The 22039-nt window shown below is 63.5% G+C and carries 17 protein-coding genes; 8 read left to right on the forward strand and 9 right to left on the reverse strand.

Features of this window, described 5'->3' with window-relative positions:
• The first annotated feature begins 117 nt into the window (after window positions 1–117).
• The 5 genes from AT395_RS15160 to AT395_RS15180 all read left to right on the forward strand — a co-directional run bounded on the left by AT395_RS15160 (window position 118) and on the right by AT395_RS15180 (window position 5671).
• Complete coding sequence (locus AT395_RS15160) at window positions 118–438, forward strand: hypothetical protein (RefSeq protein ID WP_048629667.1); 321 nt, start codon at window positions 118–120, stop codon at window positions 436–438.
• A gap of 31 nt (window positions 439–469) precedes the next feature.
• Window positions 470–2134 carry a collagen-like triple helix repeat-containing protein gene (locus AT395_RS15165; protein ID WP_048629668.1) on the forward strand — a complete coding sequence of 555 codons (1665 nt, stop codon included), beginning with the start codon at window positions 470–472 and terminating at the stop codon, window positions 2132–2134.
• A gap of 268 nt (window positions 2135–2402) precedes the next feature.
• A complete protein-coding gene (locus AT395_RS15170; protein ID WP_072632844.1) occupies window positions 2403–3584 on the forward strand; it encodes a collagen-like triple helix repeat-containing protein in 1182 nt (393 codons plus the stop codon).
• A 63-nt stretch (window positions 3585–3647) separates the two neighbouring features.
• Complete coding sequence (locus AT395_RS15175; RefSeq protein WP_048629670.1) at window positions 3648–4379, forward strand: MarR family winged helix-turn-helix transcriptional regulator; 732 nt, start codon at window positions 3648–3650, stop codon at window positions 4377–4379.
• A gap of 38 nt (window positions 4380–4417) precedes the next feature.
• Entirely contained in the window at window positions 4418–5671 is a 1254-nt protein-coding gene (locus tag AT395_RS15180) for a collagen-like triple helix repeat-containing protein (RefSeq protein WP_048629671.1), read from the forward strand.
• 378 nt (window positions 5672–6049) lie between these two features.
• On the opposite strand, the gene AT395_RS15185 is transcribed toward AT395_RS15180, so the two are convergent.
• The 3 genes from AT395_RS15185 to AT395_RS15195 all read right to left on the reverse strand — a co-directional run bounded on the left by AT395_RS15185 (window position 6050) and on the right by AT395_RS15195 (window position 7933).
• Complete coding sequence (locus AT395_RS15185) at window positions 6050–6532, reverse strand: DUF2147 domain-containing protein (protein ID WP_042118740.1); 483 nt, start codon at window positions 6530–6532, stop codon at window positions 6050–6052.
• 256 nt (window positions 6533–6788) lie between these two features.
• Window positions 6789–7253, reverse strand: a complete 465-nt coding sequence (locus AT395_RS15190; RefSeq protein WP_042116416.1) for a DUF2147 domain-containing protein — start codon at window positions 7251–7253, stop codon at window positions 6789–6791.
• A gap of 47 nt (window positions 7254–7300) precedes the next feature.
• Window positions 7301–7933 (reverse strand): DUF2939 domain-containing protein, encoded by a 633-nt coding sequence (locus AT395_RS15195; protein WP_048629672.1) that lies wholly within the window; start codon window positions 7931–7933, stop codon window positions 7301–7303.
• 220 nt (window positions 7934–8153) lie between these two features.
• On the opposite strand from AT395_RS15195, the gene AT395_RS15200 reads away from it, so the two are divergent.
• Window positions 8154–8489, forward strand: a complete 336-nt coding sequence (locus AT395_RS15200; protein ID WP_124988728.1) for a hypothetical protein — start codon at window positions 8154–8156, stop codon at window positions 8487–8489.
• A gap of 98 nt (window positions 8490–8587) precedes the next feature.
• Here the strand turns inward: AT395_RS15200 and zapE are convergent, their stop codons facing one another.
• The 4 genes from zapE to AT395_RS15220 all read right to left on the reverse strand — a co-directional run bounded on the left by zapE (window position 8588) and on the right by AT395_RS15220 (window position 15514).
• Window positions 8588–9685, reverse strand: coding sequence for a cell division protein ZapE (gene zapE, locus AT395_RS15205; RefSeq protein ID WP_042116418.1), 1098 nt, complete (start codon window positions 9683–9685; stop codon window positions 8588–8590).
• 93 nt (window positions 9686–9778) lie between these two features.
• Window positions 9779–11209, reverse strand: coding sequence for a dihydrolipoyl dehydrogenase (gene lpdA, locus AT395_RS15210; protein WP_042116419.1), 1431 nt, complete (start codon window positions 11207–11209; stop codon window positions 9779–9781).
• A 91-nt stretch (window positions 11210–11300) separates the two neighbouring features.
• Complete coding sequence (gene odhB / locus AT395_RS15215) at window positions 11301–12563, reverse strand: 2-oxoglutarate dehydrogenase complex dihydrolipoyllysine-residue succinyltransferase (RefSeq protein WP_048629673.1); 1263 nt, start codon at window positions 12561–12563, stop codon at window positions 11301–11303.
• Between the two features lie 89 nt (window positions 12564–12652).
• Entirely contained in the window at window positions 12653–15514 is a 2862-nt protein-coding gene (locus AT395_RS15220) for a 2-oxoglutarate dehydrogenase E1 component (RefSeq protein WP_094069100.1), read from the reverse strand.
• Between the two features lie 551 nt (window positions 15515–16065).
• Here AT395_RS15220 and AT395_RS15225 point away from each other — a divergent pair.
• Entirely contained in the window at window positions 16066–17928 is a 1863-nt protein-coding gene (locus tag AT395_RS15225; RefSeq protein WP_048629674.1) for an assimilatory sulfite reductase (NADPH) flavoprotein subunit, read from the forward strand.
• A gap of 71 nt (window positions 17929–17999) precedes the next feature.
• Window positions 18000–19724 (forward strand): NADPH-dependent assimilatory sulfite reductase hemoprotein subunit, encoded by a 1725-nt coding sequence (locus AT395_RS15230; RefSeq protein WP_048629675.1) that lies wholly within the window; start codon window positions 18000–18002, stop codon window positions 19722–19724.
• A gap of 108 nt (window positions 19725–19832) precedes the next feature.
• Here AT395_RS15230 and AT395_RS15235 read toward each other — a convergent pair whose 3' ends face one another.
• Window positions 19833–20249, reverse strand: a complete 417-nt coding sequence (locus AT395_RS15235; protein ID WP_042116424.1) for a hypothetical protein — start codon at window positions 20247–20249, stop codon at window positions 19833–19835.
• 132 nt (window positions 20250–20381) lie between these two features.
• A complete protein-coding gene (locus AT395_RS26270; RefSeq protein WP_269432154.1) occupies window positions 20382–22025 on the reverse strand; it encodes a methyl-accepting chemotaxis protein in 1644 nt (547 codons plus the stop codon).
• Between the last annotated feature and the right edge of the window lie 14 nt (window positions 22026–22039).

A 22039-nucleotide genomic window follows, 5' to 3' on the forward strand; every position in this document is an offset into this window, starting at 1 on the left:
GCTTTTCAGCCTATCGACAGAAAAACTAGAAGGCTTATTCAAACCCGTATTTAGAGATTGGCACAGCTCTTGCGGATATCCCTGCATCGCAACGCTAAAGATCACCGGGGGGACACCATGATCATTGGCAATACCAAACAATCGATGCAACCCAGCGCAGCCATCACGGCGGAGCGGCAACGCATCACGGCAATGCAGCGCAGCGCTGCTGCCGAAGACGGCCGTAGAGGCGCAAGCCCAGGGAGGGGCGGTGCAGAAGGCGGTGGCGTACGCGCCACCGCCACACCGAACGACGCGGCGAGCGCGCAAGGCACCCCCAGCACGAATTCGGCCCAGGCGATGACGGGCCCCGATAGCGCGGTTGTCAATGCGCTCCTGTTTGCACTCATCGCACAACGCATGAACACCCGACTGGCCGCGCAAACAGCGCTCGCCTGAAGACCGAACAGACCAGATACAGGACACCATCATGAACAACTTCCAACGCAACCTTCTCGCATCCGCCTGCCTTCTCGCCGTCGTTACGATGACCGGCTGCGCCAGTTCCGGCTCGGGTGGCACCAGTGGCTCACTCGGTGACGGTGGCGGCAGCGGCACCACCGCCGGCACCGGCAGTGGCGGCGGCTCGGGCGCCGGCACTGTCCCCGACGGCTCAGGAACGAACGGGAACGGCAACGGGAATGGAAATGGCAACGGCAATGGCAACGGCAACGGAAATGGGAACGGGAATGGCGGCACGGGAGCCGCGACCAACCCGATCGGCACCGTTGCCGGTACGGCCAGCACGGGGGTTGTGACGCAAGTCGGCAAGACGGTCAGCGACGTCGGCACGACCCTCGCCGGCACCCAACTGCCACTGCTCAGTTCGCAAACGCAAAGCGGTCTTGCCGGCGCCGTTGTCTCTACCGGCAACGCGGTGCAGACGCTCGGCAACGGCCTGACCAACGGCCTTGGCAAGCTCGGCTCGGTGAAGGATCCGCTCAATCCCACGCTCGCCAGCGTTGGCGGTGTGGTGTCTAACCTCGGCACGGCCGGTACGCAACTGGGTAGTGCTGTCGCAGGCCTCGGCCAAATCGGGCCGCTGGGCAATACGCCGGTCAACGGCGTTACCACGCTGCTGGGCGGTGTCGTGACCTCGGTCGGCAAAGCGGGCGAAGCGCTCGGCGGCGGTCTGACGCAAACCATCACCAGCGCCCCGGTACAACAACTGACCTCGTCGCTGTCGTCGGCCATCACTCCGATCACGAGCGTCGTGACCAACACTACGCAAACGGTTGGCAACACCACGGGACTCGGCGCACCGGTCGCAGGGCTGCTGGCTCAGGTCGGCGGCGGGCTGGCAGGCGTGGGCACCAAGATCGGCGGCCAGCTCAACAACCCGATCGCGGCTGACGTAGGCGGCATCGTCGCCGGTGTCGGCAACACGGTGGCCAGCCTCGGCGGTGCCGTTCACGGCACCCCAACGAGCACCAACCCGCTCGCCCCGCTCACCTCGGCCCTCGGTAGCCTCGGTAGCCTCGGTGGCGGCACGGGCACGGGCCCCCTCGCCCCCGTCACCAACCTGTTATCGGGGCTGACGGGCACGCTCGGCGGTGCTGCGGGCGGCACGTCGGGCAGCAACCCGCTCGCCCCGGTCACGAACCTTGTCTCTGGCCTGACAGGTGGCCTCGGTGGCGCCGCAGGCGGCACCTCGGGCAGCAACCCGCTTGCTCCGGTCACGAACCTTGTCTCTAGCCTGACGGGCGGCCTCGGCGGCGCCGCAGGCGGCACCTCGGGCAGCAACCCGCTTGCGCCGGTCACGAACCTTGTCTCTAGCCTGACGGGCGGCCTCGGCGGCGCCGCAGGCGGCACGCCGGGCAGCAACCCGCTCGCTCCAGTCACGAACCTGGTCGCCGGCCTGACGGGTGGCCTCGGCGGCTCGGTCTCGGTGGGAGCAGGTGCTTCGGCAGGCTCGGGCGGTGCATCGACGGGCGCTGGCGGTTCGGCCTCGGGCGGCGTGCTCGCCCCGGTCACGTCGCTGCTCGGTGCGGTAACGGGTGCAGTTGGCGGTGCAACGGGGTCGGGCAGCAGCAACAGCGGCCCGCTCGCTCCGGTGACAGGCCTGCTTGGCGGGTTGCTCGGCGCGAAGAAGTAAGCCCGCGCCCCACGCCCGATCACGTCATCCAGCGCCCCATCGATCATGACCCGCGCGATTCCGCCGCCCGCCTGCGACCGCCGCGATCCGGCCCTCGCCCCGACGCCCACACACCGAGCCGGGTGGGTGCGGGTCCGGCGAGCCCCACACGCCGCCCGGACACAACGGCATCGCAGCGAGCGGCCCAGGTTCATCAAGTGGAAGTAACGACATCACCGCGCGACACATCGCCGGCGAACATTCAGAACGATCAAGGGAGATAGCCACCATGTCCAACGTCCTTCAACGCACCCTTCTGGCTTCGGCCGCCATCGGCGTCATCGCCCTCACCGGCTGCTCCAGCGGCGGTGGCGGCAGCGGCACCACATCGACCGGCACCACGGGTACGCCGAACGCGGTCGGTACCACGGCTAGCGGCGCAGGCGGTGTCGTTAGCTCCGTCGGTAACGTCGTCAGCGCCCTCGGCGATCAGGTCTCCAGCACTCAATTGCCCCTCGTCTCAACGCAAGCCTCGCAAGGCTTCGGCGGCGCACTCTCCAATACCGGCAAAGCCGTCACCGACCTGGGCAATGGCGTGAGCAACGGCCTCGGCCAGACCGGCACGTCCGCAGACGCGGTGGGTACCACGCTCGCCAGCACCGGCAACGTAGTGACCGATCTGGGTCATGCCGGTGTGTCGCTCGGTAGCGGTGTCGCAGGCATCGGCAAGAGCGGCCCACTCGCCGGCACCCCGGTCGACACACTCACCAGTGCTCTCGGCAACGTGGTCGGCACCGTCGGCCAGGGCGGTATCGCCGGCGGCGCAATCCTGAAGCAAGCCTTCTCGGGCGGCCCGGTTACGCAAGTCACGTCCACCCTTTCGGCTGCCGTCAATCCGATCACCAATGTGGTGTCGGACACCACTCGCACCGTGGGTAACACCACTGGCCTCGGCGGCCCCGTACAGAACCTGTTGACGGTGCTCGGCGGTACGGTCGGCACGGTCGGCTCCACGATCAAGGGCACCTCGCCGAATCCTGTAGTCGGCGCGCTGGGCAACACCGTGATCGCCACTGGCAACACGGTCTCGGGTCTCGGCGGTTTCGTGAACGGTCAGACGTCGACCGGTTCGTCGAATCCTTTCGGCTCGCTGCTCGGCAATCTCGGCACGACGACGGCGGGTGGCGGCGGCAGCGCGTCGAACCCGCTTGGCTCGGTCACGGGGCTGCTCGGCGGGCTCGGCGGCTCGGGCGGCAGCAGCCCGCTGGCACCTGTCACGGGGTTGCTCGGCGGCGTGACAGGCGGCGGTTCGTCTGGTGGCAGCAGCAGCCCGCTGGCCCCCGTCACGAACCTCCTCTCCGGCGTGACGAGCGCAGCCGGTGGCAGTTCGGGTGGCGCGGCCGGCGGTCTCGGCTCGCTGCTCGCGCCGGTGACCGGCCTGCTCGGCAGTGTGGCGAGCGTCGGCAAGTAATCGCCCGCCCAGCGTTGCATCGCGCATTGTGCGCACGCATTACACGATCGATAAGGAGATGCCATGGCCCGCTTCATATCCGACACCGGCGTTCTGATGCGCGGTCATGGCGAATCCGCCACGCAAATCTCCGAACCCGCGGCAATGCGTGAGACCGGCAACGGTTTTACGAATGGCCACAGTCACAACACGTACGGCGCCGAATCGGGTGCCGCCGCCGGGGCGACCTCAACCGCCTCCCCGCTCAACGGAACGCACGGCACCATGAGCGACAGACATACGAACCGTAACGAACTCGTTGCCGGCATTGTCCGCTCGCTCGGACGCCGGCTCGCCGTGTACACCGCGCTCTATCACTCGGCGCTCGCCGAGCAACTCGGCCTGAATGTCACCGACCTGAACGCCCTCGATCTGATTCTCGAACTGGAATCGATCACTGCGGGTCAGCTCGCCGAACTCATGGGTGTTAGCTCCGGCGGCATCACGACGGTCATCGATCGGCTCGAGCGTGCGGGCTTCGTCGAGCGCGAGAAAAATCCGCACGACCGCCGCATGGTGATGATTCACCCCATTGAAGAGCGCTGTGCGCAGATCGAGCAGTTCCTGTCGTCGGTCTCGCGCGAGCTTACGGCAGTCAGCGCCGCGTACGACCACAGCGAACTCGCCGCGATTCACGATTTCCTGGTGCAGAGCATTCGCACCCTGAAGAGCGAGACCTTTCGTCTTCGCTTCGAGGCCGATCAGGACATCGCCGGTCTGGTCTCGAACAGCCGAAACGCGACGACAAAGATCTGAGCGCGCACGGCGACTTCCCTCACGAGGAGAAACGTCACATGTCGAAGCATCTGCACCCTACGTTGCTGGCCGCGATGGTGGCGGGCATCGTCGGCGTCACGGGCTGCTCCAGCTCAGGCGGCGGCAGCGGGGCCACGGCCAACACGCCGACCAATCCCACAAACCCGACGAACCCGAACACGCCAACCAATCCGACGAACCCGACCACAACCAGCAACGGCGTGGTCAGTTCGGTCGGCTCCGTGGTGAGTGCCATCGGTAATCAAGTCTCCGGCACGACCATTCCCGGGGTATCGCCTCAGGCCACACAAGGCTTCGGCGGCGCGCTCGCACAAACCGGCAATGCCGTCACGGATCTCGGGTCGGGTGTCGGCAACGGACTTGGTCAGCTTGGCAAGTCGGGCGCCGACCCGGTCGGCACCACGCTCGCAAGCACGGGCGGTGTCGTGTCGGATCTGGGCAAGGCAGGAATATCGCTGGGCAGCGGTATCGCCGGTGTCGGCAAGAGCGGCCCGCTCGCCAACACGCCGGTCGACACGCTCACCGGTGTGTTGGGTAACGCCGTCGCGACCGTCGGACAGGGGGGCGTGCAAGGCGGTGCAGCGTTGACGCAGGCACTCACGAGTGCGCCCGTCGTGCAGGCGACAACGGCGCTCTCCTCCGCCATCTCTCCGATCACGAACACGGTGGTCACAACCACTCAGACGCTTGGCAACACGGCCGGCCTCGGCGCACCGGCCGCTGGCCTGATCGGCACACTGGGCGGCGCATTGAATTCGGCAAGTGCGCAGGTCAAGGCTGCCGCGCCGAACGCCGTCGTCGCCAGTCTCGGCAATCCACTCGGCGCACTCGGCAACACGCTCGCGAGCGCGGGTGGCCTGCTCTCGGGCAGCACAAGCACTGCCAATCCGAATGCGCTTGGCAATGTACTCGCCAACGTGGGCAACACCACAGTAACGCCCACCTCCGCAAGCGGCAGCAATCCGTTAGGTGCTGTCACCGGCTTGCTCGGTGGGCTGACGGGAGCGACGGGGGCAACAGGTATGTCCGGCAGCAATCCGCTCGGCGCAGTGACTGGCCTGCTGGGCGGGGTGACGAACACCACAGGCGGCGGTAGCGGCAGTAGCGGCGGCGCAGGTAACGCGCTTGCGCCTGTCACGACCCTGCTGAGCACCGTCACCGCCCCCTTGACGACACTGGCAAGCGCCGGCACCGGTGGCACGAGCGGCGCAGGCGGCCTGCTCGCGCCGGTGACCGGCTTGCTGGGCGGCCTCGGCGGGGCGGGCAAGTAAAAGTCGGATGGGCGGGGTGAGACGTCGCGGGCCGGACGTCGAGGCCCGCACGAGAGTCGCGAGAGGGGGCGTCGGCGGGGGTGCAGGCCCCAAAGACGGCGGCAAACCCGGACAGTGAAGCGACACTGCCCGGGCTTTGTCGTGTCCGCCCGTGTCCGCCGGATGCGCGCGTACCTGAGGGTACGTGCGTGTATCTTCGTTGATAAACGACATGCAGCGACCGACCACGATGCCGATCCATGCATGACGGCACGCCGCGCTCGTAACAACTGCGCCACCGAAAGCAACAAGACCCGGACTATGTCTCGTCCGGGTCTTGTTGTTAGTTGTTTGCTGTTTTGCGCAGAGGTATGTAACGTCTACGCGGTTACGACAGACTCATTGCTCGCGAATCCATGTCTGCGTGCGACCGATCAACGAAATGCCGATGAAGCCGCGAACGTCGAGCTTCTTGCCGCCGTCAACTACGGTCATCTTGCAGTTGTATTCCTTGCCGTTTTCCGGATCGAGAATCTTGCCGCCACCGTAGGTGTCACCGTCTTTTCGCACGCCGCGAATGATCTGCATGCCGAGCATCTTCTGCCCCTTGCGAGCGTCCGTGCAGGCCGTGCACACGCGCTCCGGATCGTCGCTTTCCCCCAGACCCTTAGTGATGGTGCCGACATACTCACCATCCTTCTCGGAAATCGTTACGAGCGCCTTCGGCTTGCCGGTGTTGTCGTCGATGGTCTTCCATACCCCGACCGGCGACATGTCGTCTGCGGCCATTGCCGCTTTGGCCATACCCCCCAACAGCGCCACTGCGACGAGCGCGTGAGCACCCAGACGTCGCCACGACGTCGCGTTAGAAATCTGCTTCATGGTTGTCATCCTCCCGGATACGAAATTGATTGTCGTAGGACTCTCGATAGCCGCCGTTACCGCCCGGCCGCATGCGCGAGTCGCTTTGAAGATTACGCCAAAGGCGTGGCGCCGTGCTGAGGAAGTCCTCTAGCCGAAAAGCGCCCCGTTCCTCAGGCCGATACCGACAATTTCGCTGGGTGACGACGACTGCCGACGTGACAGTCGATGTGAGTTCCGATGCGACTGCCGACGTTTGCCAACGTCACGGTGAACGTTACTGCTCCCGTATCCAGGTTTGCGTGCGGCCTAATAGCGAGATGCCGAAATAGCCCCTCACCTCGAGCTTCCGGCCACCGTCGACCACACGCATTTTGCAGCCGTATTCGCTGCCGCTATCCGGATCAAGAATTTTCCCGCCGGTGTATTCGTCGCTGTCGGGGGCCTTGCGCAGGCCACGAATGATCTCCAGTCCCTGAAGCTTTCTGCCCTTACGCCAATCGGTGCAGTCGTTGCAGCGACGCTCGAGCGCATCGCTTCTGCCCAGACTCTTGGTCAGTGCTCCTACGTACTCGCCATCTTTCTCGCTGATGGTGATGAGCGCCTTCGGATCGCCCGTCTCATCGACGATTCTCCATACGCCGACAGGCGTTGACATGCCGTTGTCGGCCATCGCGAAAAGCGCGTTAGCCGACAACGCGATCGCCACGCACAGCCGTTGCCACAACGTCATGTTCAACATCGCTTTCAAGATGACCTACGTATCCGATACAGGAATGAGATGGACGGTTACAGGGGCGGCAAAGCAATCGCCGTCAGACGCCACTGCACAAGATTGCGCCGCGTGAGCGTGAACGTCACGACCCGCTCCGGTCGATCACTGCGCGAGACGTGCACGAGGAAGTGACTGAAATCCTGAAACTCCGTGCGCGTGATAGTACGCGGCGGTTCGTTACCCGCAGACGACTCACCCCCCCCCGCAGGTGCCGCCGGGGCTGGCTGTGCGGGGCTGCCCGCGCCTTGCGGCGATTGGGCAGACTGCGGTGCGGCATCGCTGGGGGCCGGCGCTCCCGGCGCTGGCGGCAAGCCGGTGCTGTCGCCGCGCAACATGGCGGCCACGGCTTCGGGCGTCAGGAGGGCTTCCACGACGCGATCCGACACCCAGCCCCCCAACGCAAGGGCCAGCGCGCCGAAGGCGTTGCCGCGTTGTTTGTCCATCTGGCGCGAGAGTTCGTCATGCAAGTTCGTTTTGAGGCTCTCTCGCACGGCCGGATAGTCCACATAGGCCGAGAGTGCCGTGGCGTCGCGGGCATTCGCGGCGTCGCGGGCGCGCCACAACGTGTAATACGGCGTGCCGAAGAGCAATCCCAGCACGACAACCAGCGTTCCAATGGAAATGCCGGCAACTGATAGCTTACGCATCGCAAAACTCCATCATCAAAACAGCGCATGGTAGGCGACGTATTGCAATACCCACCTGCTGGCTTACATTGCTTTACAAATCATTACAGCATGCCGCCTCGCGTCCTCTTACTCTCAAAGCGTAGCCGCAAGACCGTGACACACATGTTGGCGTACGCCGATCCGGCAAGCGAGACTTGTGTGCGGCAAGCGGCAATTCAACCGACAAGGAGGTGGCACCATGCGTCACACCCGACTTGTCCGGATGATGTGTTTCGTCATGCTGGCCGGCGCCGCGCTTGGTGCATCGGCCCGCTCGTCGTCGGACGACCGCTTTTTCCACGGCTGGTTCGCACAAGCCGCCGATCGTCCCGACGAGCGCAATGACAACCATGGTGGCGCTCGGCCCGGACCGCCGCGAGCGCCGCACCCTCAGGAAGTGCGTCCGCAGGGCGACTTGCGCGGCGATATTTACAACCATCTCCGCGAGCAACGGCAATCACCGCAGTCGGCTCCGCCGCCCCCCGCGTCCGACCCGCGACAACGTCAGCGTGATCGCGATCGTAACGGGCGATGAGCCGATGCGCCTGGCAAGGCCAGCGTCATATCCGCTGGCGATCGGCATGAATCGGACAATCGAGCGGCCAGACTCGGCGCGCCGATAGCGCAATGCGCTCAGGTGAGCGACGTATCCACCACGCGACGCGGCGCTTCGAGATATTCCAGCGACTGCATTTCCACGAGACGCGACACCGTGCGCGTGAATTCGTTGGCCAGCGTGCCTTCGGTGTACAGCGCCTCGGGCGCCACCTCTGCCGACATCAGCAGCTTGACCTTGTGATCGTAGAACACGTCGACGAGCCAGGTGAACCGACGCGCTTCCGACGCCATACGCGGGGTCATCTTCGGCACGTCCGAGAGCACGACCGTATGGAAACGATTGGCCAGTTCGAGATAGTCGTTCTGCGAACGCGGCCCGCCACACAGCGTATGGAAGTCGAACCACACCACGCCACCGGCACGACGCAGGGCTTTAAGCTCACGCTGCTCGATATGCAACAGCGGACTCTCATCGGGCACCCCGGCGATCTCGGCAAACGCCGCGCGCAGTGCCCGGTTCGCCTCGTTCCCAAGGGGATGGTGATACACCTGCACCTGCGCGAGCGTGCGGCGGCGATAGTCGACGCCGGCGTCGACATTGAGCACGTCGAGCTTCTCTTCGAGCAGGCGAATCGCAGGCAACACACGATCACGGTGCAGGCCGTCCGGGTACAGCGTGTCGGGACGGTAATTCGACGTCATCACGAACTGCACACCATTCTTGAACAACTCGGAGAGCAGGCGGTGCAGGATCATGGCGTCGGCCACATCCGAGACGTGAAACTCGTCGAAGCAGATCAGGCGATAACGCTTGGCAATGCGCTTGGCGAGTTCGTCCAGCGGATCGGGCAACCCCTTGAGCGCCTGCAACTGGTGGTGCACCTCGCGCATGAACTCGTGGAAGTGCAGACGCGTTTTGCGTTGCAACGGCACCACCGAGTAAAAGCTGTCCATCAGGAAGCTCTTGCCGCGCCCCACACCGCCCCAGAGATACACGCCTTTGGGCAGGTCGGGGTGCACGAGCCACTTCTTGAGCGTATTCGAGCGCTTGGCCTTGTAGGCCGCCCATTCGTCATAGCACTGTTGCAAACGCTCGACAGCGCGCTCCTGCGCCTCATCGGGCTGGTAGCCGCGCGCGGCCAATTCCTGTTGGTAGTATTCGCGAACGTTCATGCGGTGCGGCGACGAGCCGGGGGGCAAAGGGAATCGGGAAAAAACAAAGGCGAGTTACCTCGCCTTTGTTCATACACGTCAGCGTAAAGCGACTTACTTGTTCAGCGCGCGCTTCTCGACGTCGAGGGCGGCTTCACGCATCACTTCCGACAGCGACGGGTGCGGGTGGCAGATCCGGCCGATGTCTTCCGACGCAGCCTTGAATTCCATCGCCACCACGGCTTCGGCGATCAGGTCCGAAGCGTTCAGACCGATCACGTGCACGCCGAGGATTTCGTCGGTCTTGGCATCGGCCAGCACCTTCACGAAACCGTCCGACGAGCCCATGCCCAGCGCACGGCCGTTGGCCGCGAACGGGAACTGACCCGGCTTGAACTCACGGCCTTCGGCCTTCAACTGCTGCTCGGTCTTGCCGACCCAGGCGATTTCCGGCGAGGTGTAGATCACCCACGGAATGCAGTTGTAATCGATGTGCGGCTTCTGACCGGCGATGACTTCGGCCACCAGCACGCCTTCGTCTTCGGCCTTGTGCGCGAGCATCGGGCCACGCACCACGTCGCCGATCGCGTACACGTTCGGCAGCTTGGTACGGCAATGGTCGTCCACCGGAATAAAGCCACGCTCGTCGGTCGCCAGACCGATGTTGCCCAGGCCCAGATTGTCGGTGTTAGGCACGCGGCCGACCGACACGATCAGACGGTCGACTTCGAGCGTCTTCGCGTTGCCGTCCTTATCCGTGTAGTTCACGGTGACGTTGTCCTTGCCGGTCTTCACTTCGCCGACCTTCACGCCGACATTGATGTCCAGACCTTGCTTCTTGAACTGCTTGGCGGCTTCCTTGGCAACGCCCGCATCGGCGGCGGCCAGGAACTCCGGCATGGCTTCGAGCACGGTGACTTCGGAGCCCAGACGGCGCCACACCGAGCCCAGTTCCAGACCGATCACGCCGGCGCCGATCACGCCCAGCTTCTTCGGCACGGTGTCGAACGAGAGCGCACCTTCGTTATCCGAGATGAGCTTGTTGTCGACGGGCATGCCCGGCAGGTGACGCGCCTTCGAACCCGTGGCAATGACGATGTTCTTGGCGGTCACCGATTCGGCCGCCTCGCCCGACACATCGATCTGATAGCCGCCGTCGTTCTTGGCAACGATCGTGCCGTGGCCCTTGAGCCACGTGATCTTGTTCTTCTTGAACAGGTATTCGATACCGCCCGTCATCTTGTCGACGATACCCTGCTTGCGCGTGAGCATCTTCTCGATGTCGATCTTGACACCCGACGTGGTGATACCGTGATCGGCCAGATGATGACCGACCTTTTCGAACTCTTCCGACGACGCCAGCAATGCCTTCGACGGAATGCAACCGACGTTCAGGCAGGTACCGCCCAGCACCATCTTGCCGGCCGGATTGGTCCACTTTTCGACGCAAGCGACCGAGAAACCGAGTTGTGCGGCGCGAATCGCGGCGATATAACCGCCGGGGCCGGCGCCGATAACGACTACATCAAATTCTTTATTTGCCATTTTGAGACTCAGTGAAGGTTGACGGCAGGGGGAGGCGCGGTGCGCCGGCCACTGACATGGCCGGGCAACACCGCGCAGTGCGCGCTAACGCTTACAGGTCGAGCAGCAGGCGCGCCGGATCTTCCAGCGCTTCCTTCATGGCGACGAGGCTCAGCACGGCTTCGCGACCGTCGATGATACGGTGGTCGTAGCTCATGGCCAGGTAGTTCATCGGGCGGATGACGATCTCGCCGTTCTCCACCACAGCGCGGTCCTTCGTGGCGTGCACGCCCAGAATGGCCGATTGCGGCGGGTTGATGATCGGGGTCGACAGCATCGAGCCGAACACACCGCCGTTCGAGATCGAGAACGTGCCGCCGGTCATTTCTTCGATCGACAGCTTGCCGTCGGCAGCCTTCTTGCCGTACTCGGCGATCTTCTTCTCGATGTCGGCCAGGCTCATCTGGTCGGCATTGCGCAGAATCGGCACCACCAGACCACGCGGCGAGCCGACAGCGATACCGATGTCGAAGTAGCCGTGGTAGACGATGTCGTTACCGTCGATCGAGGCGTTCACGGCCGGGTACTTCTTGAGCGCGTGGACAGCGGCCTTGACGAAGAACGACATGAAACCCAGCTTCACGCCGTGTTCCTTCTCGAACTTGTCCTTGTACTTGTTGCGCAGATCCATCACCGGCTTCATGTTGACCTCGTTGAACGTGGTCAGAATGGCGTTGGTCTGTTGCGATTGCAGCAGGCGCTCGGCAATACGTGCGCGCAGGCGCGACATCGGCACGCGCTGCTCCGGACGACCTTCCAGCGACGTGTCGCGGCCCACCGAAGCGGCCACCGACGGCAGCGCAGCACGTTGTGCCGGTGCGGGAATCGACGAAGCGGCGGCAGCCGGCTTGGCGCCAGCAGCCAGGGCGTCGCCCTTGGTCACACGGCCGTCGCGGCCCGAGCCGGCAACGTCGGTCGCCGACAGGTTCTTCTCGGCCAGCACCTTGGCTGCGGCCGGGCTGGCAACGCCACCCGAAGCACCACCTGCTGCCGGCGCAGCGGCCGGGGCAGCCGCCGCCGGCGCAGCGGCTTCCGCCGGCTTGGCGGCGACCGGCGCAGCAGCGCCTGCCTTGGCTTCGGTGTCGATCTTGGCGATGATTTGTTCCGACGTCACGGTGTCGCCGGCGCCGGCGGTCACTTCGACGATCACGCCGGCGGCGGGCGCCGGCACTTCGAGCACGACCTTGTCGGTCTCGACTTCGATCACGGTTTCATCTTGGGCGATGGCTTCGCCGACTTTCTTCTTCCAGTCGAGCAGCGTGCCTTCGGAAACCGACTCGGAAAACTGGGGGACTTTGACTTCAACAATGGCCATTTCTGGATCCTGGATTCGATAAACGTTCAATTCGGAAATACGGCAGCGGCCGTCCCTGGGGGAGGACGACCGCTGTAAGACCTAACCGGTTACTGCACCACGGTCGCGCCCTTGAGGCGACCGAAAGCCGTATCGAGCAACTGCTTGAGCTGTTCGTAATGCTTGGCGTAGTAGCCCACGGCAGGCGAGGCCGAAGCCGCGCGACCCGCGTAAGCCAGCTTCTGACCGGCGCTCATGCTTTCGATCAGGTGGTGTTCGATGTAGAACCACGGACCCTGGTTTTGCGGTTCGTCCTGGGCCCACACCACTTCGGCGAGGTTTTCGTACTTCTTCAGCTCGTTCTCGAACGCCTTGTGCGGGAACGGATAGAGTTGTTCCACGCGGATGATCGCGACGTCGTTCAACTTCTCTTCGCGACGGCGAGCGATCAGGTCGTAGTACAGGCGGCCCGAGCAGGCGACGACGCGCTTGACCTTCTTGGCGTCGATCGATGCATCGGTTTCGCCGATGATCGTCTGGAAGCCGCCCTTGGCGAGTTCCGACAGATCGCTCACAGCTTCCTTGTGGCGCAGCAGCGACTTCGGCGTGAACACGATCAGCGGCTTGCGCAGCTGGCGGATCATCTGACGACGCAGCAGGTGGAAGATCTGTGCCGGCGTGGTCGGCTGGACCACTTGCATGTTCGTGTCGGCGCACAGTTGCAGGTAGCGTTCGATACGTGCCGACGAGTGCTCCGGACCCTGGCCTTCATAACCATGGGGCAGCAGCATCGTCAGGCCCGAGACGCGGCCCCACTTCACTTCACCGCTCGAGATGAACTGGTCGATCACGACCTGTGCACCGTTGGCGAAGTCACCGAACTGACCTTCCCACAACACCATGGTGTTCGGCTCGGCCGTCGAGTAACCATATTCGAAGCCCAGCACAGCCTCTTCGGACAGCACCGAGTCGATCACCGTAAAGTTGGCCTGACCGTCGGCCACGTGTTGCAGCGGCACGTACGTACCGTCGTTCCAACGTTCGCGGTTCTGGTCGTGCAGCACCGCGTGGCGGTGCGTGAACGTGCCGCGGCCCGAATCCTGACCGGTCAGGCGCACAGCGAAGCCCGACGAGACCAGCGATGCGAACGCCAGATGCTCGCCCATACCCCAGTCGAGCGGCTGTTCGCCCTGCCCCATCTTGCGACGGTCGTTGATGACCTTCTCGACGAGCGGGTGAACCTTGAAGTTCGCCGGGATCGTGGTGATGCGCTCAGCCAGACGCTTGAGTTCGTTCAGCGGCACAGCCGTGTCACCGGCATCGGTCCACTTCTTGTTCAGGAACGGCACCCAGTCGACCGCGTACTTGCTCTTGTAGTTCGAGAGCACCGGATCGACGGTGTGATGGCCGTCGTCCATGGCCTTGCGGTAGGCAGCGACGAAGCTGTTGCCTTCTTCGGCCGTGATCACGCCCTGCGTGACCAGCTTTTCGACGTACAAAGCACGCGTGCCCGGGTGTTGGGCGATCTTCTTGTACATCAGCGGCTGCGTGACAGCCGGGGTGTCTTGCTCGTTGTGGCCCAGTTTGCGGTAGCAAACGATGTCCACGACGGCATCCTTCTTGAATTCCTGACGGAATTCGAGCGCCAGTTGCATGGCCAGCACGACCGCTTCCGGATCGTCGCCGTTCACGTGCAGCACCGGCGCTTCGATCATCTTGACCACGTCCGAGCAGTACGTCGTCGAACGAGCGTCACGCGGATCCGACGTGGTGAAGCCGATCTGGTTGTTGATGACGATATGCACCGTGCCGTGCGTGCCGTAACCACGCGTTTGCGCGAGGTTCAGCGTTTCCATCACGACACCCTGACCCGCGAAAGCGGCGTCGCCGTGAACTTGCACCGGCAGCACGCTGGCCGCGTCGGCTTCGCCGCGACGATCCATACGCGCCTTGGCCGAGCCTTCGACCACCGGGTTCACGATTTCAAGGTGCGACGGGTTGAACGCCAGCGACAGGTGAACCGGACCACCGCTCGTCGAGACGTCGCTCGAGAAGCCCTTGTGGTACTTCACGTCACCGGCCGGCAGGTCGTCGACGTGCTTGCCTTCGAATTCGGCAAACAGGTCGGCCGGCATCTTGCCGAGGGTATTGACCAGCACATTCAGACGGCCGCGGTGGGCCATGCCGATCACGATTTCCTGCACGCCCTTGGCGCCGGCGTGGTGGACGAGTTCGTCCATCGCCACGATGAAGGATTCGCCGCCTTCGAGCGAGAAGCGCTTCTGGCCGACGAACTTGGTGTGCAGGTAACGCTCAAGGCCTTCCGCAGCCGTGAGGCGTTCGAGGATGTGCTTCTTCTTCTCGGCGGTGAAGTTGGGCGTTGCACGCACCTTCTCCAGACGCTCTTGCCACCAGCGCTTTTGCACCGGATCGCTGATATACATGTACTCGGCACCGATCGAGCCGCAGTACGTGTCGCGAAGGGCCTTGAGCAGGTCGCGCAAGCTGGCCTGTTCGAAACCGAAGTACGTGTTCTCGGCCGAGTACACGCTATCCATGTCGGCTTCGGTCAGGTCGTAGAACGCGGGTTCCAGTTCCGGAATTGCCGGACGTTCCTGACGCTTGAGCGGGTCCAGATTGGCCCAGCGTGCGCCGAGGAAGCGGTAAGCGGCAACGAGCGACTGCACGTGAACCTGCTTGCGGGCCACGGCCAGGTCAGACGCCCCTGCACGCGACACGAAGGCATTAGCCTTGGCGCGCTGGGCGAACGACTCCACGATCGGGGCGTGAGCCACGTCGTTGGCGTTGGAACCATCAACAGCGGGAACGTTTTGCAGCGCGTCGAAATACTGGCGCCAGTTGTCCGGCACGGAAGCCGGATTATCAAGATACGATTCGTACAGCTCTTCGACGTAGGGGGCATTGCCACCGAAGAGGTACGAGTTCGCTTGGAATTGTTCCATCAAACTCATTTTGCGCTCACCTTTTCTACGAGTGTCTCGAGAAATAGCGGGTTACGAAACCTTCCGCGACACGGCCTGACCGATTAGCGGATTGCGAGAATCAAGTGGTGCTTGGAAGGACCTGATCAATCACGGCGAGGAGCATAGCACGTTTTCCCAGCACCCACCGAGCGGGAAAGCCGTCACACGGGGACTTGCGGCGTGCCCGCCGCATGCGTTGCAAATGACGCCGGGCGGACTACCGAACGCGCGTTCGACACACAGGCATCGTGCGTGCATCCGACCCCGATTACACATCACCTACCCTCGAATTGACCTCGAACATGCCGTCATCACGCGTAACGCCATGCCTTCGCGCTACCTGTGCGAGGGCCGGCATTTCCGTTGCGCCTTATTCCCATATGGAAATTGGATATATAAAAATTAATTTTTATTATTTTAATTTCTAAAGGCTAGCCGATATGGTGTTGAGTATCCCCTTGCCGGTCCATCGGGGGGTGGCTTGACGGGTATGACCCGCCGGGGCTTCCACGGGGCCGGCCCCTGGAGTCAGGAACGACATGCAAGAGACGACGCCCCTCAATGCCCAGCAGGCCCAGTTGCTAAGCCAATTGGTCGACGGCCTTTCCACAGAACAGCTTGCCTGGGTGCGAGGATTCCTCGCCGGCATCAATCACTCGGTGCGGCATGCCGGTGCGCAGACACCTGCGGGCACGGCCCCCGGCCCCGCCGCGCCGCATCTGACCATTCTTTATGGCTCGCAAACCGGCCATGCTCAGGAAGTCGCCGAGCATGCGAAGGCGCGTGCGGCAGATGCAGGCTTCAAGGTCGATCTGTTTGCGATGGGGGATTACAAGGCGTCGCGCCTGAAGAGCGACAAACTGCTGCTCGTTGCCGTGTCAACGCAAGGCGAAGGCGAGCCGCCCGACGACGCCCGCGATTTCTACGAATTCCTGCACGGCGCGAAGGCTCCCAGGCTCGAAGGCACGCGCTATGCGGTGTTGGGGCTGGGCGATTCGAGCTATGAGAAGTTCTGCCAGGCAGCCAAAGACTTCGATGCGCGGCTTGCGGCCCTCGGTGCCGAGCGCCTTGTGAGCCGCGTCGACAGCGACGTCGACTACGATGCGCCGGCCGAGCGCTGGATCGAAGACACCGTCGAGGCCCTCAAGCGCGTGGCCAGCCCCGCCGCCACGCCCACCACGCCCACCACGCCCACCACGCTCGCCAGGGGCATCGGTTCGGCCGAGAGTCTGACCCTCGCCGCGTTTGCAGGCGGCACCCCGGCGATGGCGGCATCGACACGGTACAGCCGCAAGCGTCCGTTCGACGCCACTGTGATCGAGAACATCACGCTCTCCGGGCGGGGATCGTCGAAGGAAGTGCATCACATCGAACTCTCGCTCGAAGGCGCCGGCCTGACTTACGAGCCGGGCGACGCGGTAGGTGTGGTCGTGAAAAACGACGACGCGCTGGTCGACGAACTGATCGACACGCTCGCGCTGGATCCGCAAGCGACCACAACCACGCAGGACAGCACGCTTTCCCTGCGCGACGCTTTCCTGCGCGCCTACGACATCACCACCCTGTCTCGCGCGTTTCTGGAGAAATACGCGGCACTCTCGGCGTCCGCCGACCTCAAGGCGCTGCTCGCTGCGGGCAACGAAACGGCGTTGCGCGACTATCTCTACGGACGCGACGTGCTAGACGTCGTGCGTCAGTTCCCGGCCCGCAAGGTGAAAGCGGCCGAGTTCGTCGGCACCCTTCGCGCGTTGCAGCCGCGCCTGTACTCCATTGCGTCGAGTCTGGCGGCCAATCCGGACGCCGTGCACATCACCGTTGGCGCCGTGCGCTACGAAAGCCACGGGCGTACACGTCGTGGCGTAGCGTCGACCTATTTGGCGGACTTCGCCCGCGAAGGCGAGACAGTGCCGATCTATATCGAAGCGAATCGCAACTTCAAGTTGCCGTCGGACACCCATGCGCCGGTCATCATGATTGGCCCGGGCACCGGCATTGCGCCGTTCCGGGCGTTTGTCGAGGAGCGTCAGGCACTGGACTCGCCGGGCAAGAACTGGCTCTTCTTCGGCGATCGGAACTTCCGCACCGATTTCCTCTATCAGCGCGAATGGCAGCGTTACGTGAAAGACGGTGTGCTCACCCGCATCGACCTGGCGTTCTCGCGCGACACGCAAGACAAGGTCTATGTGCAGCACCGCATGCGAGCGCAGGGCAAAGCGCTGTATGAATGGTTGCAGGAAGGCGCACACTTATACGTGTGCGGCGACGCCGACGCGATGGCGCGCGACGTGAACACCGCGCTCGTCGACATCGTTGTGGAGCATGGCGGTCTGTCGCAGGACGCCGCGACCGAATACGTGAAGACGCTACAGCGCGAGAAACGTTATCAGCGCGACGTTTACTGATACCGATCGCAACTGACGACGCCCAACAAGCCCTGCGCGCCGCAAACGCGCTCACCGACACAGCAGCCCACATGACGCAAACTACGCAAGCCAGCGCCGCCCCGCCGGCGGCACGTTCCGAGGTCGAGAAGATCAAGGACGTCAGCAATTACCTGCGCGGTACGATTGCCGAGGGTCTGGCCGATCCGCTCACAGGCGCCATCTTCGAGAAAGACGCCCAGCTGCTCAAATTTCACGGCTCCTACATGCAGGACGACCGCGATCTGCGCAGCGAGCGTCAGAGGCAAAAACTCGAACCGGCCTACCAGTTCATGATTCGTCTGCGTATGCCCGGCGGCGTATGCACGCCGACGCAATGGCTCAAACTGGACGATCTTGCGCAAAAGTACGGTGGCAACACAATTCGCCTGACCACGCGTCAGACGGTGCAGTACCACAACGTGCTCAAGCATCAGTTGCGCCCGCTCATCAAGGGCATCGACGAGGTGGCCATGACGAGCATTGCCGCGTGCGGCGACGTGAATCGCAACACGCTCGTCTCCAACAACCCGCATCTCTCGCCGGCGCATGCCGAGGCGCTCGACTGGTGCCTGAAGATCGATCGGCACCTGCTGCCGCAGACTACGGCGTATCGCGAGATCTGGCTTGGCGACAAGCGTTTGGGCGAGGGCAAGGAAGATCACGAACCCATTTACGGCAAGCATTATCTGCCGCGCAAATTCAAGATCGCGATCGCCATTCCGCCAAACAATGACGTCGACCTCTACGCCAACGATCTGGGCTTCATCGCCATTGTGGGCGACGACGGCAAGCTAGAAGGCTTCAACGTGAGCGTGGGCGGCGGCATGGGCATGACACACGGCGACGCGGCGACGTACCCGCGCACGGCCACCGTCATCGGCTACATCCCGGCGGATCGTATCGTCGAAGTCTCCGAGAAGGTGCTGCTCGTGCAACGCGACTTCGGCGACCGCACTAATCGCAAACATGCGCGCCTGAAATACACGATCGACGATCGTGGCGTGGCGTGGTTCAAGGAAGAGCTCAACCGCTATCTCGGGTGGCAACTGGCACCGGCTCGTTCGTTCCGGTTCACGACCAATGGCGATCAATACGGCTGGCTCAAGGGCGCGGACGATCTGTGGCATCTGACGCTCTTCATCCAGAATGGCCGCGTGAAGGATTGGGACGACTATCGGCTGATGACAGGTCTGCGTGAAATTGCAAAAGTGCACGACGGCGACATCCGCATTACGGGTAATCAAAACCTGATCGTTGCCCGGGTGAGCGACGCGAAGAAGCCGCAGATAGAGGCACTGGTTAAGGAGTTCGGCCTGCTCGACGGCAAGCATCAAAGCGCGCTGCGAATCAATTCGATGGCGTGCGTTGGCTTCCCCACCTGCGGTCTGGCGCTGGCCGAAAGCGAGCGTGCCCTGCCCGGGCTCGTCACACGGCTGGAGCGTGTGCTTGACGAGGCAGGACTTGCCGGAGCGCCGATCACCATCCGCACCACGGGTTGCCCGAACGGCTGTGCACGGCCCTACATTGCCGAAATCGGTCTGGTTGGCAAATCGGCGGGCAAGTACAACCTGTACCTTGGCGCGGGCTTTCACGGCCAGCGGCTAAACAAGTTGTACAAGGAGTCGGTCAGCGAGGACCAGATCGTTGCCGAACTCACGCCGCTCTTTCAGCGCTACGCAAAGGAGCGCGATACCGGCGAGAAATTCGGGGATTTCCTCGTGCGTCAGGGTGTGGTGAAGGAAGTCGTCGAAGCCCGCGAGGACTTTCACGGCTGAAGGGTTTGGGTTTCCCGGCAAAAAGAAAAGCCCCGGCAAGACCTGCCGGGGCTTTCACATTTCTGAACCGGATTGCCGCCACACCGTGGCGTCGGCAGGCGTCAAACGTCAGTCGTTGCTGCCCGAGTACGGCACCATACAGCGCCTGACCGTCTTCTCATAATCGCGGGGCAGGTTGCTGCCCGGCAATTCGAAGTACTGCAAACGCGAGCCGAAGCCGCCTTGCATGATGTCGACATACGGGTTGTAAATCGCCTTGCCCTCGGCGTCCTGACCGCGATAGACACGCACGCGATCGGCCCCCTTGCGGGCATACGACGTCGAGTCGACATTCTGCGACAACTCGCTCCAGCCGTGATAGATGCAGTTGAGCACCATGAAGCGGTCGGCCTCGGTGCCCTGATCGAGCAGTCGCCCCGTCGCCGGATCGGGCCGGCTCATCTGGTTGATCGGGCCACATCCAGCCATGCCAGCCACCACGCCGACCAGAATCGTCACCGCCGCCATCTGCGCCACTCGCTTCATACTTCGACACCCTCAACTGAGCAAAAGATGGGCAATGGTACCCGGTTCGGCCCGCCGCCGCCATGAACCCGCCCCGCCGAGCCCCCTGCCGCGCCCTTTCACGGTGTCTTTGCCATGCTCGCCTCTCGTACGTCACGCCGCCAGCGAAAGCGGCGTGGCGCCTACGGCGTGCAAGGCCTGACGTCGCGCCCCGCCAGCCGTCAACGCTTCGTCACCCAAGCGGAATCGCGCCATTTCCTCGCGCAACGCGTTCGTCTGATCCTCCAGCGATGCTGCCGCCGCAGCGGCTTGCTCCACGAGCGCGGCGTTCTGTTGCGTCACGGTATCCATTTGCGTGACGGCCTGATTCACCTGCTCGATGCCGCCGCTCTGCTCGTCCGACGCCGCCGAAATTTCGCCCATGATGTCGGTCACGCGATGGACCGCCCGGACAATGTCGTCCATCGTACGGCCGGCTTCGGCCACCAATGTCGAGCCGTCGGCCACCTTCTGCGCCGACGCCTCGATGAGCGCCTTGATCTCGCGCGCGGCCGTGGCACTGCGCTGCGCGAGCGTGCGGACCTCGCCCGCCACCACGGCGAAACCACGTCCCTGCTCGCCTGCGCGAGCGGCCTCCACCGCAGCGTTGAGCGCGAGAATATTGGTCTGAAACGCAATACCGTCGATCACGCTGATGATGTCCACCACTTGCGACGAACTCGTTGAGATGCCCTGCATGGTGTCGACGACCCGCGCAACCACCTGACCGCCGCGCGCTGCGATATCCGACGCATTGACGGCCAGCTGGCTTGCCTGACGTGCGTTGTCGGCGTTCTGTTTCACGGTGGCGGTCAATTGTTCCATCGACGAGGCGGTTTCCTCCAGCGACGCCGCCTGTTGCTCAGTGCGTGCCGACAGATCGGTATTGCCCGCCGAAATTTCCGCCGTAGCCGTCGCCATGGCGTCGCAACTGCGGCGCACACCGCGGATGGTGCCGGCCAGGCGTGACTGCATCGTATCGAGTCCGCGCATGAGCATCGACATTTCGTCTTTGCCTCGCACCTGCACCACGTTGTCGAGTTGACCGGCCGCGATGTTCTCGAACGCATTCAACGCTTCGGCCAACGGACGCATGATCGCGCCGCGCAGCGAGAAGTAGCAGGCGATGGCCATGAGCACACCGAGCGCCGTTGCGCCGATGCTCAACCAGCGAAACGCGGCGAGTTCCGACATGGACGCCTCGTACGTCTCCTGCCCGAGCTTCATCTTGTAGGCGGCCAACGCGTCGCTGGCTGTGGTGAGTGCGGCGTAGTACTTGGGCAACACGTTCATCGTGAGGTCGTCCATTGCCGTGCGATCGCGCGAGTCGATGGCCACGAGCATCGGATCCATTCCCTTTTCAAAGAACGTGGCGCGACGCGTCGCAACATCGTCGGCCAGCCGCTGCTCCTCGGCGCCGTGTGGCAACGCCTGATAGGCCGCCCATGCGGCGTTCGCATCTTTGATCATGCCGCGCGCACGCGCGGCGACCTTGTCGGCATCGGGCGATTCGGGATGAAGCACCACGCGATCGAGAATGGCGCGCGTGCGCGCCAGCGTGGCGTTGTCCTTGCCGAGTGCTACGGTGGCGGCAAGGTGATTGGCGTACGTTTCGCGAAGCGCATCTCCGGTGCGTGTCATACCGGCAATGCCGAGCGCGCCCAACAGAATCAATAATGCAGCCAACAGCGCCATCGTGATGCCCAGGCGCGCCTTGATCGAAAAGCTACGCAACATGCTGTCGTCTCCGTCGTTCATGGTGGGTTTCTCAC

Source organism: Pandoraea apista (assembly GCF_001465595.2).
GTDB lineage: Bacteria > Pseudomonadota > Gammaproteobacteria > Burkholderiales > Burkholderiaceae > Pandoraea > Pandoraea apista.

Coding starts and splice junctions, on each gene's coding strand:
- AT395_RS15170 (WP_072632844.1), top strand. CDS start 2,403: ATGTCCAACGTCCTTCAACGCACCCTTCTGGCTTCGGCCGCCATCGGC.
- AT395_RS15190 (WP_042116416.1), bottom strand. CDS start 7,253: ATGTTGAACATGACGTTGTGGCAACGGCTGTGCGTGGCGATCGCGTTG.
- zapE (WP_042116418.1), bottom strand. CDS start 9,685: ATGAACGTTCGCGAATACTACCAACAGGAATTGGCCGCGCGCGGCTAC.
- AT395_RS15220 (WP_094069100.1), bottom strand. CDS start 15,514: ATGAGTTTGATGGAACAATTCCAAGCGAACTCGTACCTCTTCGGTGGC.
- AT395_RS15180 (WP_048629671.1), top strand. CDS start 4,418: ATGTCGAAGCATCTGCACCCTACGTTGCTGGCCGCGATGGTGGCGGGC.
- AT395_RS15185 (WP_042118740.1), bottom strand. CDS start 6,532: ATGAAGCAGATTTCTAACGCGACGTCGTGGCGACGTCTGGGTGCTCAC.
- AT395_RS15235 (WP_042116424.1), bottom strand. CDS start 20,249: ATGAAGCGAGTGGCGCAGATGGCGGCGGTGACGATTCTGGTCGGCGTG.
- AT395_RS15225 (WP_048629674.1), top strand. CDS start 16,066: ATGCAAGAGACGACGCCCCTCAATGCCCAGCAGGCCCAGTTGCTAAGC.
- AT395_RS15230 (WP_048629675.1), top strand. CDS start 18,000: ATGACGCAAACTACGCAAGCCAGCGCCGCCCCGCCGGCGGCACGTTCC.
- lpdA (WP_042116419.1), bottom strand. CDS start 11,209: ATGGCAAATAAAGAATTTGATGTAGTCGTTATCGGCGCCGGCCCCGGC.
- AT395_RS15200 (WP_124988728.1), top strand. CDS start 8,154: ATGCGTCACACCCGACTTGTCCGGATGATGTGTTTCGTCATGCTGGCC.
- AT395_RS15195 (WP_048629672.1), bottom strand. CDS start 7,933: ATGCGTAAGCTATCAGTTGCCGGCATTTCCATTGGAACGCTGGTTGTC.
- AT395_RS26270 (WP_269432154.1), bottom strand. CDS start 22,025: ATGAACGACGGAGACGACAGCATGTTGCGTAGCTTTTCGATCAAGGCG.
- AT395_RS15160 (WP_048629667.1), top strand. CDS start 118: ATGATCATTGGCAATACCAAACAATCGATGCAACCCAGCGCAGCCATC.
- AT395_RS15175 (WP_048629670.1), top strand. CDS start 3,648: ATGGCCCGCTTCATATCCGACACCGGCGTTCTGATGCGCGGTCATGGC.
- AT395_RS15165 (WP_048629668.1), top strand. CDS start 470: ATGAACAACTTCCAACGCAACCTTCTCGCATCCGCCTGCCTTCTCGCC.
- odhB (WP_048629673.1), bottom strand. CDS start 12,563: ATGGCCATTGTTGAAGTCAAAGTCCCCCAGTTTTCCGAGTCGGTTTCC.